The sequence below is a fragment of the Streptomyces sp. NPDC046900 genome, assembly GCF_040644975.1.
Lineage (GTDB): Bacteria > Actinomycetota > Actinomycetes > Streptomycetales > Streptomycetaceae > Streptomyces.
This window is the reverse complement of record NZ_JBEYXD010000011.1, coordinates 71,873-85,895: the sequence shown is the minus strand read 5'-3', so window position 1 is coordinate 85,895 and position 14,023 is coordinate 71,873. Positions and strand designations below refer to the sequence as shown.

Annotated in this window: 12 protein-coding genes, 1 tRNA gene and 1 pseudogene; 6 read left to right on the top strand and 8 right to left on the bottom strand. The window is 69.7% G+C overall.

Annotated features, from left to right (window positions below):
• Window positions 1–84: 84 nt before the first annotated feature.
• The 5 genes and pseudogenes from ABZ904_RS13960 to ABZ904_RS13940 form a co-directional block, all read right to left on the bottom strand.
• Complete coding sequence (locus ABZ904_RS13960; RefSeq protein WP_359395747.1) at window positions 85–1,854, bottom strand: hypothetical protein; 1,770 nt, start codon at window positions 1,852–1,854, stop codon at window positions 85–87.
• A gap of 263 nt (window positions 1,855–2,117) precedes the next feature.
• A pseudogene (locus ABZ904_RS13955) lies at window positions 2,118–2,315 on the bottom strand (LuxR C-terminal-related transcriptional regulator); the annotation flags it as partial.
• Window positions 2,316–2,542: 227 nt separating this feature from the next.
• Window positions 2,543–2,616 (bottom strand) — tRNA-Pro (locus ABZ904_RS13950).
• 33 nt (window positions 2,617–2,649) lie between these two features.
• On the bottom strand, window positions 2,650–3,435 hold the full coding sequence (locus ABZ904_RS13945) for a Pr6Pr family membrane protein (RefSeq protein WP_359401957.1): 786 nt from the start codon (window positions 3,433–3,435) through the stop codon (window positions 2,650–2,652).
• 100 nt (window positions 3,436–3,535) lie between these two features.
• The gene (locus ABZ904_RS13940) at window positions 3,536–4,462 is read right to left on the bottom strand and encodes a metallophosphoesterase (RefSeq protein WP_359401960.1); all 927 of its coding nucleotides are present in this window, start codon (window positions 4,460–4,462) and stop codon (window positions 3,536–3,538) included.
• 175 nt (window positions 4,463–4,637) lie between these two features.
• Here ABZ904_RS13940 and ABZ904_RS13935 point away from each other — a divergent pair, with 175 nt between their 5' ends.
• On the top strand, window positions 4,638–5,105 hold the full coding sequence (locus tag ABZ904_RS13935; protein ID WP_359401963.1) for a GatB/YqeY domain-containing protein: 468 nt from the start codon (window positions 4,638–4,640) through the stop codon (window positions 5,103–5,105).
• A gap of 113 nt (window positions 5,106–5,218) precedes the next feature.
• Here the strand turns inward: ABZ904_RS13935 and ABZ904_RS13930 are convergent, their stop codons facing one another.
• On the bottom strand, window positions 5,219–7,510 hold the full coding sequence (locus ABZ904_RS13930; protein ID WP_359401966.1) for a transglycosylase domain-containing protein: 2,292 nt from the start codon (window positions 7,508–7,510) through the stop codon (window positions 5,219–5,221).
• 407 nt (window positions 7,511–7,917) lie between these two features.
• Here ABZ904_RS13930 and wblA point away from each other — a divergent pair, with 407 nt between their 5' ends.
• On the top strand, window positions 7,918–8,256 hold the full coding sequence (gene wblA, locus ABZ904_RS13925) for a transcriptional regulator WblA (RefSeq protein ID WP_037649120.1): 339 nt from the start codon (window positions 7,918–7,920) through the stop codon (window positions 8,254–8,256).
• Between the two features lie 613 nt (window positions 8,257–8,869).
• Here wblA and ABZ904_RS13920 read toward each other — a convergent pair.
• Together ABZ904_RS13920 and ABZ904_RS13915 are read right to left on the bottom strand one after the other, a co-directional pair.
• Window positions 8,870–10,258: an ArsA family ATPase gene (locus tag ABZ904_RS13920; protein ID WP_360996107.1), complete on the bottom strand. Its 1,389-nt coding sequence runs from the start codon at window positions 10,256–10,258 to the stop codon at window positions 8,870–8,872.
• Window positions 10,255–11,232, bottom strand: a complete 978-nt coding sequence (locus ABZ904_RS13915; RefSeq protein WP_360996104.1) for an ArsA-related P-loop ATPase — start codon at window positions 11,230–11,232, stop codon at window positions 10,255–10,257. Before ABZ904_RS13915 ends, ABZ904_RS13920 begins: the two co-directional genes overlap by 4 nt.
• A gap of 209 nt (window positions 11,233–11,441) precedes the next feature.
• Here ABZ904_RS13915 and ABZ904_RS13910 point away from each other — a divergent pair, with 209 nt between their 5' ends.
• The 4 genes from ABZ904_RS13910 to ABZ904_RS13895 all read left to right on the top strand — a co-directional run bounded on the left by ABZ904_RS13910 (window position 11,442) and on the right by ABZ904_RS13895 (window position 13,909).
• Window positions 11,442–11,600 carry a DUF4177 domain-containing protein gene (locus tag ABZ904_RS13910; protein WP_009189813.1) on the top strand — a complete coding sequence of 53 codons (159 nt, stop codon included), beginning with the start codon at window positions 11,442–11,444 and terminating at the stop codon, window positions 11,598–11,600.
• Complete coding sequence (locus ABZ904_RS13905; protein WP_360996101.1) at window positions 11,597–12,064, top strand: RidA family protein; 468 nt, start codon at window positions 11,597–11,599, stop codon at window positions 12,062–12,064. The genes ABZ904_RS13910 and ABZ904_RS13905 overlap by 4 nt, the downstream gene beginning before the upstream one ends.
• Window positions 12,065–12,183: 119 nt before the next feature.
• Entirely contained in the window at window positions 12,184–13,053 is an 870-nt protein-coding gene (locus ABZ904_RS13900) for an NUDIX hydrolase (RefSeq protein ID WP_360996098.1), read from the top strand.
• A gap of 25 nt (window positions 13,054–13,078) precedes the next feature.
• A complete protein-coding gene (locus ABZ904_RS13895; protein WP_360996095.1) occupies window positions 13,079–13,909 on the top strand; it encodes an MBL fold metallo-hydrolase in 831 nt (276 codons plus the stop codon).
• The last annotated feature ends 114 nt before the right edge of the window (window positions 13,910–14,023 follow it).

Genomic DNA, 14,023 nt, shown 5'->3' with positions numbered 1-14,023 from the left:
GTGTATACCCGGTCTGCAGTACACACCCGCGCTGATCAGGTCGGCCGGAACTCCTGCGAGCGGGGTCTGGAAGTGCGCCCCCTCCTACGGAACGGCGGAAGTGGCGGCCGGGATGTGGGCGGTGGTGATCGTCATCGGTGTGCCGGTTACGGCGATGAGATAGTTTCCCGGCCCATGACCACCGGGCATCGCACGGAACCCCCCCTCGGGCTCCACGCGATAGTTCGCGGAGGTGTGCGGGGCCAGCACGGCGGGACCCGAGGCGATCGTCCACCAGTTGGAGGCGCCCTGGCCGGTACGGCTCGCGAAGTGCGGCTCAAGCGCCGTACCGGTGGTGTTGACGGCCCTGACCTCGATGGCGGTGACACCGGCACGTGACCCGTGCATGGCGAAGTGCGGCGTGAGGCTCATGCGCAGAGGAGGGGTACTCACCGCAGCGATCACGACGCACACGAAGGCGGGGGCGAGCAACCCGGCCGCGACGACGGCCTTCGCGCGTCGGCCGGTGAGGCGGGGCAGGCGTGGCTGCCAGGCGGTGGCGAACGCGGCGGCCGGGACGGTCGCGGCGGCTGCCAGCCACAGCGGGGTCATCATCAGGAAGTAGCCGTCCTGGGAGCGCGTGGCCAGGTAGAACGCGATCCAGGGCAGGACGGTGAGGGCGGGGCCCAGCCGCCGGACGAACAGCAGCGTGGCTGCGAGCAGGCCGAACAGGAGCAGTTGGCTGCCGTAGGAGTAGTAGTCGAGGCGGCTGCTGCCTGCGGTGAAGTAGTAGGAGATGCCCATCACGCCCTGCCCGTGCAGGATCGCCTTCTGTTCCAGTGGCAGCAGGATTCCGTGCAGCCAGTCCGGGAAGTCCTGGACGGCGAAGTACGCGTTGACCGCGGACCAGGTGAGGGCGGCGGTGGCGGTGTACCGGGCGGTGACTGCCAGGGCGCGCCGGGGGCCGAGTTCGCCGCGCCGGAGGGCGTACAGGCCGATCAGGAGGAACGGGGCGAGGAACCAGGCCAGTTGCTGGGCGGCGCAGGCGGCCCCCAGGCAGGCTGCCCGCAGTACGCCCGCCGGCCCGAGGCGGCCGCCCTCGCCCGTGCCGGGCCAGCGGACCACGACGGGGATGAGCAGGGCGAGGGCCGTGATGGCCGGGTAGCCGGCGTAGGCGTAGTGGGGCAGGAGGCCGAAGCCGAGGCACACGGCCGTGGCGGCGGATCGCCAGGGTGCCGGCAGCAGGATCCACAGCAGGATGGAGGAAAGCAGGAGCGCGCCTGTGGGGACCAGAGTGGCGGCCGTCGTCGAGTGGACGATGGCGTGTACCGGGGCGGCGAGCAGGGCGGTCAGCGGGGGATAGCCGTAGGTGTAGTCGGCGCCGCCGGACATGGTCTTGGTGATCCCGACGCCGTGCCTGGCGAACAGCCAGGGCCATGGCTGGCCGTAGAGCGGCTGGCCGTGCAGGATCTGGTTCGCGGCCTGGGCGGTCAGCGCGCCTTCGTCGTTGCCGGCGTGGTCGAGCAGGTAGCCGCAGATCACCAGCGCGACGGCGGTGACCAGTACGCCCGCGTCGACCCGGATCAGTGCCCGGCGGGTGCGCACGAGGAGGCTGAGGACGGCGCAGACGAGGATCGAGGCGTAGCAGACGGAGATGGCGGCGGCGACCGGCGGGCTCGACGCCATCGCGGTGGTCCAGGCGGCGCGCGTGCCGATGAACAGGCTGACCGTGGCCACCAGGGTCAGTCCGCGGTGCAGCTGCTGGGGCTCGGCGTCCGGGACACCCACGGTGGGGGTCGGGGACGGTGCCGGACGGTGCGCCGCGGCACGACGACGGATCTCGACGCCCATTCCGCCACGATGGGTGTCAGCCAAGGACTGCCTCCTCTGCCTCGCCTCCGTTGGGCGGCAACCACATGTGGCGAGGTCCCGCCGGGCCGGAGGTTCATCCGACCGCCCCGGCAGGGGATGCGCGCATCCACCGTTCAGGGCAGGGACGAATGGACGCCCCTGTTCGATCATCTACAGTTCACCTGGTGTCTACAAGGCTGTAGCCGGTAAGCAGTTTGTGTGAAATCGTCCGTCCGGGAAGGCCCGGGAGGCGTCCTTTTCTGCCGCCGCCTCGCGGGCGCGAGCTGTCAGGCTCCGCGCGGGCACAGCTGGGGTTCGTACGCGAAGATCACCACCTGGACCCGGTCCCGGAGCTGCGGCTTGGCCAGGATGCGCGTGATGTGGGTCTTGACGGTGGCCTCGGTGAGGTGGAGGCGCTGGGCGATCTCGGCGTTCGTCAGGCCGGTGGCGATGAGGCGAAAGACGTCCCGTTCCCGGGCCGTCAGCTGGCGAACAGGTCGCCGGCCGCCTCGTCGCGCGGCCAGGGCGCGGCCTTGGCGAAGCGCTTGGCAAGGCTCTGGGCGGCGGCAGAAAGCAGAAGAGGGGCAAGCGCAAGCAGCAAGAGGAGCCGTACAGGGACGGCTACCAAGAGCCATAGCGGTTGCTGTACTCCGCTGCAGTACGGGAAACACTCAGGCCACCTACTAGCGACTAGTAGGTGGCCTGACCTGTGTCGGGGTGGCGGGATTTGAACCCACGACCTCTTCGTCCCGAACGAAGCGCGCTGCCAAGCTGCGCTACACCCCGATGTCGCTGCTTGTCGCTGCGACGACGTTTACTTTAGCCCACCGGGGGCTGGAGACGAAATCCGGTTTTCGAGCCGCAGCGGGTCGGGTCCGGGCGGACGTGGTCGAGGGCGACCAGGAGCACAGCCAGGGTGAAGCACGCCAGGCCGATCAGGAGTGCGTTGGCGAGCACGCTCCGGTAGCCGAGCCGACCCACGTCGAGGAACGCGTAGAGGTAGCGGCCCTCCGTACCCGGCGGGAGCAGCTCGCCGCGCGTCAGGGAGAAGACCAGGTACGCCATGGGGTAGAGCAGCCATTTCCGTGCGTGCCGCAGGGTCAGCGCGGACGGGCGCGTCAGCAGGAGCCAGTCCAGCAGTGCCGCGACCGGCGTCAGCGTGTGCATCACCTGGTTGGCGAGCCACGACCAGCCGGGGTGTGGGCTGGTCTGGCCCGTCATGGAGAAGCGGCCGGGTTCGTTCACGATCAGCACGTGGTAGACCAGGCCGGCGATCAAGGCGTACAACAGCGTGCCGCCGGTCACCAGCGGGGGCAGCGGGCGGCGAGCCGTCCACGCTCGCCAGGCCGACACCGCGAAGACGAGTGCGACGAGTATGTTCGCCTGGATCGTGAAGTAGCTCAGCACCTGGACCGGGCTGCCCAGGAGAAGGTCGACGGCCACCGCCGCCCCGGCCGCTGCCGCGAGCAGCATGCGGTAGGAGGCCGCCATCGGGCGGAACACGGGAGCCACCACGGCGGCTACGGGCACGACAGACGGCCGCAGCCCTCGCCTGCCCGGCACCGCCGGGAGGTCCGGGATCTCCTTGGGTATCGGCGAGGTCATGCCCTCACGTTAAGCGGGGAGGGCAAAACGGGCGATACGGGTAGTCCGGGCAGGTGACATCCTCGGTCGGTGCCCGGCCCTGCTGCGTCTCCTTCGGCCGCTACTCCTTGGCGATCAGCGTCAGCAGCGACGCCTCCGGCGGGCACGCGAACCGTACGGGCGTATAGCGGCTCGTCCCGCAGCCCGCCGACACATGCAGGTAGGACGACTGACCCTCCGCCGCGTGCCGGGACAGGCCCTTCACCCGGTCCGTGTCCAGGTCGCAGTTGGTGACCAGGGCGCCGTAGAAGGGGATGCACAACTGGCCGCCGTGGGTGTGGCCCGCCAGGATCAGCGGATAGCCGTCGGCCGTGAACGCGTCGAGGCTGCGCAGATACGGCGCGTGGACCACGCCCATGGAGAAGTCCGCCGACGAGGACGGGCCCCCCGCGACGCGCGCGTACCGGTCGCGCTTGATGTGCGGGTCGTCCAGACCTGTCAGCTCGATGTCCAGGTCGTCGATCTTGAGTGTGCCCCGGGTGTTCGTCAGGTTCACCCAGCCCGCCGCGTCGAAGCCGTCGCGCAGGTCCTCCCAGGGGTTGTGGATCACACCGACCACGGGCGCATTGCCGTTCAGGCCGTGCTGCCCCCTCGCCTTCTCCACCAAGTAGCGTCCGGGGTTGCGCAGTGTGGGGCCGTAGTAGTCGTTCGAACCGAAGACGTACGCCCCCGGGAACTCCATCAGCGGGCCCAGTGCGTCCAGCACCTCCGGAACGCCCTCAGGGTCGGAGAGGTTGTCTCCGGTGTTGATCACGAAGTCCGGGGCCAGGCCCGCCAGCGAACGCAGCCAGCGCTGCTTCTTGCGCTGCCCGCTCACCATGTGGATGTCGGAGATCTGGAGTACGCGCAAGGGACGGGCCCCTGGGGGCAGCACCGGGACCGTCACCCGGCGCAGCCGGAAGGAACGGGTCTCGAACCCGGCCGAGTACAGCAGTCCGGCGGCGGCAACCGCCGTGATTCCCAGGGGTACTCCGTATAGCGCGCGCATAGGACCATCGTGTCAGAACACGAGGGCACCTCGACTCACCTGTGGACAACGGCGCATCGCCCGCGCAGGCGCGTGTGCAGAACGGGAGCCCATGGGGGTCCGGACGTGCGGACAACGGCCGCGCCTGTGGAAATCGACGGGCAGCCGCCATGTCGTACCTGCCACAATCGGAGCCATGACCACGCTCAAGTCGAAGCTGCACGAAGACCTCAACGCCGCGATCAAGGAGCGCGACGAGCTCCGCTCCTCGACGCTCCGGCTGACGCTCGCCGCCATCACCAAGGAGGAGGTCGCGGGCAAGGAGAAGCGCGAACTCTCCGACGACGAGGTCACCAAGGTGATCACCCGCGAGGCGAAGAAGCGCCGGGAGGCCGCCGATGCCTTCGCGCAGGGCGGGCGCCCCGAGCAGGCCGAGCGGGAGAAGGCGGAGGGAGAGGTGCTCGCCGGGTACCTGCCCAAGCCGATGTCCGACGACGAGCTGCGACAGATCGTCGCCCAGGCCGTGGAGGAGGCGAAGGCGGCCGGTGCAGAGGGCCCGCGCGCCATGGGACAGGTCATGAAGATCGTGAACCCGAAGGTGGCGGGCCAGGCGGAGGGCGGCCGGGTCGCCGCCGTGGTCAAGGAGCTCCTCGCGGGCGGCTGACCGCTCCGGCCTCGCGCCGGCGCCTACGGGTGCGTACGACAGCGGAGGCGTCCCTTCACAGGAGGGACGCCCCCGTCGTCGTACAAGGAGGGGAAACGCGGAACTCGGGCTGGTCAGCCCCTCCGGCCGCCGGTTCCGTTCCCGTTCCCCTGGAGAAATCCCTCGGGGATGGAGAAGGACGGTTGCGGGTTCGCGCCGCCGTTGGTCGATCCGTTGGTGGCCCCTGTGGTCCCGCCGATGGTCAGCCCGCCGTCGATCAGACCGCCGATCTGTCCGCCGTTCTGGTTCCCGTTGGTGTCGCCGTTGCCGTGCCCGTCTCCGCCGTCCCTCCGGTCGGGGCTGTCGGGGATGTTGACCAGGTTGAAGTCCTCGACCGGCTTGCCCGACAGCGCGCTCGACATCATGTCGCGCCAGATCGGGCCCGGGACCTGGCCGCCGTAGACCTTGTCGTAGGTGACGCCGCCGATGGTGATGTGGGTCATCTGCCGCTTGTGCGCCGGATCGCCGACCCAGACCGCGCCCGCCATGTTCGGCGTGTAGCCGACGAACCAGGCCGCGTAGCGGAAGTCCGTCGTACCGGTCTTGCCCGCGCTGGGGCGGTCGCCGAGGCCGGCCTGCGTGCCGGTACCGTCCTCGACCACGCCCTTCAGGATGGTGTTGATCGTGTCCGCGGTGGTCTCCGACATCGCGCGTGAGCACGTCGTCTTCGGAACGGGCAGCGACTTCTTCTGGTTGCCGACGGTCTGTGTGATCGACTCGATGGCGACCGGGGTGCAGTACGTGCCGCGGTCGGCGAAGGTCGCGTACGCGCTCGCCATGGTCAGTGGGGACATCTCCTGGGTGCCGAGCGCGATCGACGGGGCCTGGTTGATCTGCCCGCCGTCCGCGCGGTTCACGCCCATCTTCTTGGCCATCTGCGTGACCGGACAGATGCCGATGTCACTGATCAACTGCACGTAGTAGGTGTTGACCGACTTGGCGGTCGCTTCCTTCATGCCGTACGGACCGTGCTCCGACTCGTCCTCGTTGGTGAGCTTGGTGCCGTCGGTGTTCACCCACTGCTTGCCGTCGCAGGTCGACACCGGGCTGGGGTACGCCATCTCGTAGGGCGACGGGTACTCCTGGGTGGCGGGCATGCCGCCCTCGATGGCGGCGGCGGCAACGATCGGCTTGAACGTCGAACCGGGCTGGTAGCCCGCGCCACCGCCCATCGCCTTGTCCACCGAGAGGTTGATCTGCGTCTCGTTCTTGCCGAAGCCGTACGGGCGGGACTGGCCCATACCGAGGATCTTGCCGGTGCCGGGCTCGACGATGGTCGCGGCCGTGGCCACGTCGTCGCTCTGGTTGACGTGCTCCTTGATGGACTTCTGCACCGAGTCCTGCGCCTGCGGGTCCAGCGTCGTGCGGATCGTGAGGCCGCCGCGGTTCCAGATCTTCGCCCGGTCCGTCTGGGTCTTGCCGAAGACCGGGTTGTTCAGGAACACCTCGCGGACGTAGTCGCAGAAGAAGCCCGCGCCCTTGACCGCCGTGATGCAGCCGTTCTTCGGCTGGCTGACGTGCAGCCCGAGGGGGGTCGCCTTGGCCTTGTCGGCTTCGCCCTGCGTGATGTCGTGCACCTCGGCCATGCGCTGAAGCACCACGTCGCGCCGCTTCTTGGCCTCCGCCTCGTCGCTCACCGGGTCGTACCGGGTGGGCGACTGGACGAGACCCGCGAGCAGCGCGGACTCCTGAAGGTTGAGATCCTTGGCGTGCTTGGAGAAGTAGCGCTGGGAGGCGGCCTCGACGCCGTACGCCTGCTGACCGAAGAACGTGATGTTCAGGTAGTTCTCGAGGATCTTCTTCTTGCCGAGCTTCTGCTCGATCTGGATCGCGTACTTCAGCTCGCGGATCTTCCGGCCGAACGTCTGCTGGGTGGCCTGGGCGACCTTCGTCGGGTCGTCGCCGGCCTCCTCCACGAAGTAGTTCTTCACCAGCTGCTGGGTGAGCGTGGAGGCGCCCTGGGCCACTCCGCCGTTCTGCGCGTTCTGGTTCAGCGCGCGCAGGACGCCCTTCAGGTCGATCGCGCCGTGCTGGTAGAACCGCGAGTCCTCGATCGCGACGATCGCCTTCTGCACGTACGGCGAGATGTCCTTGAGTTCCACCACCGTGCGGTCGCGCGAGTAGACCGTGGCGATCGCGCTCCCCTCGTTGTCGAGGATGGTGGTGCGCTGGCTCAGCTGCGGGCTCTTGAGATTGGCCGGGATCTCGTCGAATCCCTTGACCGACCCCTTGGCGGCAAGCCCGAGCGCGCCTGCGGCGGGCAGCGCGATGCCGGCCATCACCGCCCCCGCGAGCACACTCACTCCGAGGAACTTGGCGGCCTGCTGCACGGGGGACAGCCCCCCGCCCGAGCGCTTCTTTGGCATGAGGGAAGCCTACGTTCTCATTCGCCGGACACGCGTATAGGCCTTGGCCTAAGCTGATCTCAACTGTCACAGCAGTAGGGCCACGTATCAAGTACGTCCGGCGAACCCGAATCGTTCCGGTGTTCCCCAACTTTTATGTTGGGTACGTGTCCGAATCCGCCTTGTGTGTCACCAGGCATCCGTTGTGACGCAGCCGAACTGCCCGGTTTTTCCGGTAAGTCGCGTATGTCGTCAGCTCACTCCCCCGGGTGATCTGCCGTTTACCCATAGTCCGTTCGGGCCATTCAAGATTGGGCCCGAAGGGGGTGTTGCGCTGTGCCCACCTTCCGTAACGTCCTCAACTGGCGGCGGTGAATATGCCGCTGCCGCCGTGGGGGAGCCTCGATTCGGGAGAGGACGGCGCCGGTATGGGCTGGGTAACCGACTGGAGTGCGCAGGCGGCCTGCCGCACTACCGATCCAGATGAACTGTTTGTGCAAGGAGCAGCGCAGAACAGGGCCAAGGCAGTGTGCACCGGATGTCCGGTACGCACGGAATGTCTGGCCGATGCTTTGGACAACCGCGTCGAGTTCGGCGTGTGGGGAGGCATGACGGAGCGGGAGCGCCGCGCACTGCTGCGCAGGCGGCCGACCGTCACCTCGTGGCGCCACCTACTGGAGACCGCGCGCACCGAGTACGAGCGCGGAGCGGGTCTGCTGCCACTTGACGAGGAAGAGGTCTACGAGAACTACGCCGCTGTGGGCTGACGGGCGGAGTCGCTTCCGGGTGCGGAGTTCGCCGCCGGAGGGGGCCGTTGGTCACCCCGGCGTATGGCTGTCCGCGGCCGGCGCGCCTGGCCATTGCTGGATGTTCGGTACGCGCGCCCATGGCCGGATGCGGGGCGCCCTCGGGCGCCCCGGCCTGCCCTTGGTGGCATTCGCGGAACCCGTGGTGTTCGCGGGATCCACGGGAGCTGATTCGCCGAGGCGGTGACGTCTTGGGGGCCTGCCTGGTGGGGCGGTTGTCGCCGTGAACGGCTTGGCCTGTGTTGCGGTCGTCACAAATATGCCTTTACAACGGGCATTTCGGTCATTGGGTCGCACGTTGGGCCTGCGGGGCGCTCCCCGCAGCCTCTTGCGGCTCTCTGGCCACGGGGGTTCGTGGCCGGCTCGCTGTTGAGTTGTGGGTCGGCAGAGGGCATCCGCGCACAGGTCTCGTTCCTACGGCCGCCTTGGTGTGGGGCGGACAGGACTCGGGCGGATGTCGCCGGCCTGGTCGCAGCCGTGGCCGGGTGCCGTCGGCACCCTCGCGTGGGCCCGGCGTGCAGAAGGACACGGCGCCACAGGGCCCGGGGCGCCCAGGGCGGGCGCCCAAGGCTCCCTACGCGTACGCCTCGTCCTCCTCGGTGCCACCGAGTTGGTTGGCCGCGAGCCGGTCCCCGATGTTCCGCAGTCCCGGCAGGTCGTGGACGTCGCCGGGCAGCGCGGCCACTTCCGCCACAGGCACCTCCGGGTGACGTGCGGTGAAACGGTCACGGGTGCGCTGCTCGCGGGAGAGCAGGTGCATACGCTCCGCATGCAGCCTCAACAGGCCTGCGGTGAGTTGCTCGACGCTCCGGTCCTGGTCCGCGGCGGCGGGGGAGCCTGCGTCACGGTCCGGTGCTCCGGATGGAGAAGCTTCTGAACTGCCGTGCGTGTCGGGAGAGTTACGAATTCCAGCTTTCCCGCCCCGCTGATCCACAATGCGGGACTCTTCAAGATTTTCGGCGGCGCCGAGCGCTCGCTCGGCGGAGAGCTGGGCGGCGCCGCTGCCGTGGACACGGTTCAGCACCAGGCCGGCCAGCGGCATGTCCTCGGCGGCCAGGCGCTGCACGAAGTACGCCGCCTCCCGCAGTGCGTCCCGCTCGGGCGCCGCCACCACCAGGAACGCCGTACCGGGCGCCTGGAGCAGCTTGTAGGTGGCGTCCGCGCGCGTGCGGAACCCTCCGAACATGGTGTCCATGGCGGCCACGAACGTCTGGACGTCCTTCAGGAGCTGGCCCCCGAGCAGCTTGCCCAGGGCGCCCGTCATCATCGACATCCCGACGTTCAGGAACTTCATCCCCGCACGGCCGCCCACCTTCGCCGGGGCCATCAGGACCCGGATCAGCTTGCCGTCGAGGAAGGACCCGAGGCGCTTGGGGGCATCCAGGAAGTCCAGTGCGGACCGAGAGGGCGGGGTGTCGACGACGATCAGGTCCCATTCGTCCCGCGCCCGCAGCTGCCCCAGCTTCTCCATCGCCATGTACTCCTGCGTGCCCGCGAAGCCCGCCGAGAGCGACTGGTAGAAGGGGTTGCCCAGAATGGCGGCGGCCCGCTCGCGATCCGCGTGCGCCTCGACGATCTCGTCGAAGGTGCGCTTCATGTCGAGCATCATGGCGTGCAGTTCGCCGCCCGCGCTCTCGTCGATGCCCTTCACCCGCCGGGGGGTGTTGTCGAGCGCGTCGATGCCCATGGACTGGGCGAGCCGGCGAGCCGGGTCGATGGTCAGCACGACCACCTTGCGGCCGCGCTCGGCGGCGCGCAGCCCCAGGGCGGCCGCCGTCGTCGTCTTGCCGACGCCGCCGGAGCCGCAGCACACGACGATGCGGGTGTTCGGGTCGTCGAGGAGCGGGTCGACCTCCAGGACGGGGCCCGGGTTCAACGCGCGCGTGGAGTTCGTGTCGAGGGGATTGGCCCCGTCCTGGGCGGAGGCCGTGTCGTCGCTCGCGGGGGCGGGGTCCGATGTCATGAGATCCCTTGCTGACGCAGTTCCGTGGCAAGTTCGTACAGGCCCGCCAGGTCCATTCCTTCGGCGAGCAGCGGCAGTTCGTGCAGGGGCAGGCCCAGTTCCGTGAGCGTGCTCCGCTGCTCGCGCTCCAGGGCGAACCGCTCCGCGTACTCGTCGGCCTGCTCGAGCAGCGGGTCCACCAGTCGCTCCGCGAGCCCGCCACGGCGCGCCCCGCCGAGGCCGGCGGCCGACAGGGACTTGGCGACGGCCGTTCGCGGCACGGCCCGCGCGAGGTCGAGGTCCGACTCGTCCAGCACCATGGGCCGCACCATGTTCACGATGATCCGGCCCACCTGCAGCTTCGCGGCACGCAGTTCGGTGATCCCGTCCGCCGTCTCCTGGACGGGCATCTCCTCCAGGAGCGCCACCAGATGCACGGCCGTCTCCCGGGACTTGAGCACCCGCATCACGGCCTGGGCCTGATTGTGTATCGGGCCGATCTTGGCGAGGCCGGCCACCTCGTCGTTCACGTTCAGGAAGCGGGCGATGCGTCCGGTGGGCGGCGCGTCCATCACCACGTAGTCGTACACGAACCGGCCCTCGCGGTCCTTCCTGCGGACGGCCTCGCACGCCTTGCCGGTCAGGAGCACATCCCTCAGGCCGGGCGCGATGGTGGTGGCGAAGTCGATGGCACCGAGCTTCCTCAGCGCCCGCCCGGCGCCCCCCAGTTTGTAGAACATCTGGAGGTAGTCCAGCAGGGCGAGTTCGGGGTCGATGGCCAGCGCGTACACCTCGCCGCCGCCCGGGGCGACGGCGATCTTGCGCTCCTCGTACGGCAGCGCCTCCGTCTCGAAGAGTTGTGCGATGCCTTGTCTGCCCTCCACCTCGACGAGGAGAGTGCGCTTGCCCTCGGTCGCGAGGGCGAGCGCCAGTGCGGCGGCCACCGTGGTCTTACCGGTGCCGCCCTTGCCGCTTACGACCTGGAGCCTGCTCACGTCTTCGAGCCTAACCAGTCTGTGTGCGCCCTACGCGGGAGGCTGTGGACAACTCCCTCCGCCGTCGGCCCCATGTCCCCTCGAACCGACGCGCCGGACGGCCGGATACCGCCGGTCACATCGGGGTCGTGGTCGAACGGATGCCGCTGGTCCCACCAGGACCGTGGTCGGCCACATGACCCGGTCCCCGCAACGGCTACAGTCGGCCCATGACCAAGTGGGAATACGCAACCGTGCCGCTGCTCGTCCACGCCACGAAGCAGATTCTGGACACCTGGGGCGAGGACGGCTGGGAGCTCGTCCAGGTCGTGCCCGGGCCGAACCCCGAGCAGCTGGTGGCCTACCTGAAGCGGGAGAAGCAGGCATGAGCGCGGTCGAGTCACGCCTTGCCGAACTGGGGCTGACGCTGCCAGAGGTCGTGCCGCCGCTCGCCGCCTACCAGCCGGCCGTGCGGTCCGGGGCGTATGTGTACACCGCCGGCCAGCTCCCGATGGTCGAGGGCAAGCTTCCGGTGACCGGCAAGGTGGGCGCCGAGGTCACCGCCGAGGAGGCCAAGGACCTGGCCCGCACCTGCGCGTTGAACGCTCTGGCCGCGGTCAAGTCCGTGACGGGCGACCTCGACCGTATCGCGCGCGTCGTGAAGGTCGTCGGCTTCGTGGCGTCGGCGTCGGACTTCACGGGCCAGCCGGGCGTGGTCAACGGTGCCAGCGAGCTGCTCGCCGAGGTGCTCGGCGACAAGGGCGTGCACGCCCGCAGCGCGGTCGGCGTGGCGGTGCTTCCGCTGGACGCGCCGGTCGAGGTGGAGATCCAGGTGGAGCTGACCGAGGCGTGATCGACCCCCCAGGGTGACGGCCGTCCCGCCCGGATACGGGTGCTGGAGAGGCGCTGGTCCCCTGGAGGAGACGATCATTGCCTCTCGAACATCAGCTCACTACGGGATAGCCTCCGCCCATGGGGAATGGTCAGTGGTTTCCACCGGAGTGGCCAGAGCGGATCCGCGCACTCGCGGAGGGCACGCTCACTCCGGTCGTCCCGAAGCGCGCGGCCACCGTGATGCTCCTCCGGGACACCGACGGGTTCCCCGCCGTCCACATGTTGCGCAGACGCGCCTCCATGGCCTTCGCCGGAGGCGCGTACGCCTACCCGGGCGGCGGTGTCGACCCGCGCGACCACGACCGCACGATCCGCTGGGCGGGTCCCACGCGCGCGTGGTGGGCGGACCGCCTCGGTGTCGACGAGACGTCCGCCCAGGCCATCGTCTGCGCCGCCGTACGGGAGACGTACGAGGAGGCCGGTGTCCTGCTGGCCGGGCCCACCCCGGAGACCGTCGTGGGGGACACCACGGGCACGGACTGGGAGGCGGACCGCGCCTCGCTGGTCGCCCGCGACCTCTCCTTCGCCGAGTTCCTCGACCGCCGGGGGCTCGTCCTGCGCTCGGACCTGCTGGGCGCGTGGACGCGCTGGATCACCCCCGAGTTCGAGCCCCGCCGCTACGACACCTGGTTCTTCGTGGCCGCGCTCCCCGAGGGGCAGCGCACCCGGAACGCCTCCACGGAGGCCGACCGCACGGTGTGGATCCGTCCGTCGGAGGCGGCGGCCGCGTACGACAAGGGCGAACTGCTCATGATGCCGCCGACCGTCGCGACCCTGCGCCAGCTGGTGCCCTACGCCACCGCGGCCGACGCTCTGCGGGCCGCGCCGGACCGCGATCTGACCCCGGTTCTGGCCCGGGCCCGCCTGGAGGACGGCGAGGTGGTGCTGAGCTGGCCGGGCCACGACGAGTTCACCAAGCACATCCCGACGGGTGGAGCGCCCGCATGAACCACGCCACGGAAGGTGCCTCCGCATGACGGACGCCGCAGCTCTCCCCGGACAGCCGCGCGGCGGGGTCCTCTCGGGTCCCGCCACCGAGCGTGCCGTCAACGTCCTCGCCCCCAACGCGTCGGCGATGACCCTCGACGGCACCAACACCTGGATCGTCTCCGAGCCCGACTCCGGGCTCGCGGTGGTGATCGATCCCGGGCCGCTCGACGACGGACACCTGAGCAATGTGATCGACACGGTGGAGAAGGCCGGCAAACAGGTCGCGCTCACGCTGCTCACGCACGGCCACCCGGACCACGCGGAGGGCGCCGTACGGTTCGCCGAACTGACCCGCACCCATGTGCGCGCCCTGGACCCGGCGCTCCGGCTCGGCGACGAGGGACTCGGCCACGGCGATGTCGTCACGGTCGGCGGCCTGGAACTGCGCGTCGTGTCGACGCCGGGCCATACCGCGGACTCGCTGAGCTTCCACCTCCCGGCCGATCGCGCCGTCCTGACGGGTGACACCATCCTCGGCCGCGGTACGGCCGTCGTGGCGCACCCCGACGGCCGCCTCGGGGACTATCTGGACTCCCTGCGCCGCCTGAGGTCGCTGACCGTCGACGACGGCGTCCACACCGTGCTGCCGGGCCACGGGCCCGTCCTGGAGGACGCCCAGGGCGCCGTGGAGTTCTACCTCGCCCACCGCGCCCACCGACTCGCCCAGGTCGAGACCGCGGTCGAGAACGGTCACCGCACACCCGAGGCGGTCGTGGCACACGTCTACGCGGACGTGGACCGTTCCCTGTGGCCGGCGGCCGAGCTGTCCGTACGGGCGCAACTGGACTACCTGCGGGAACACGGGCTGATCTGAGGCGCCCGGAAGCCGCCCACGAACCTGGTCGACGACGGGCCGCAAGACGCCGCTCGGCGGCGAGGCCGTTCAGGCCGGAGCGAGGATGCGCGGGCGAAGGCCCTGACAGCGACG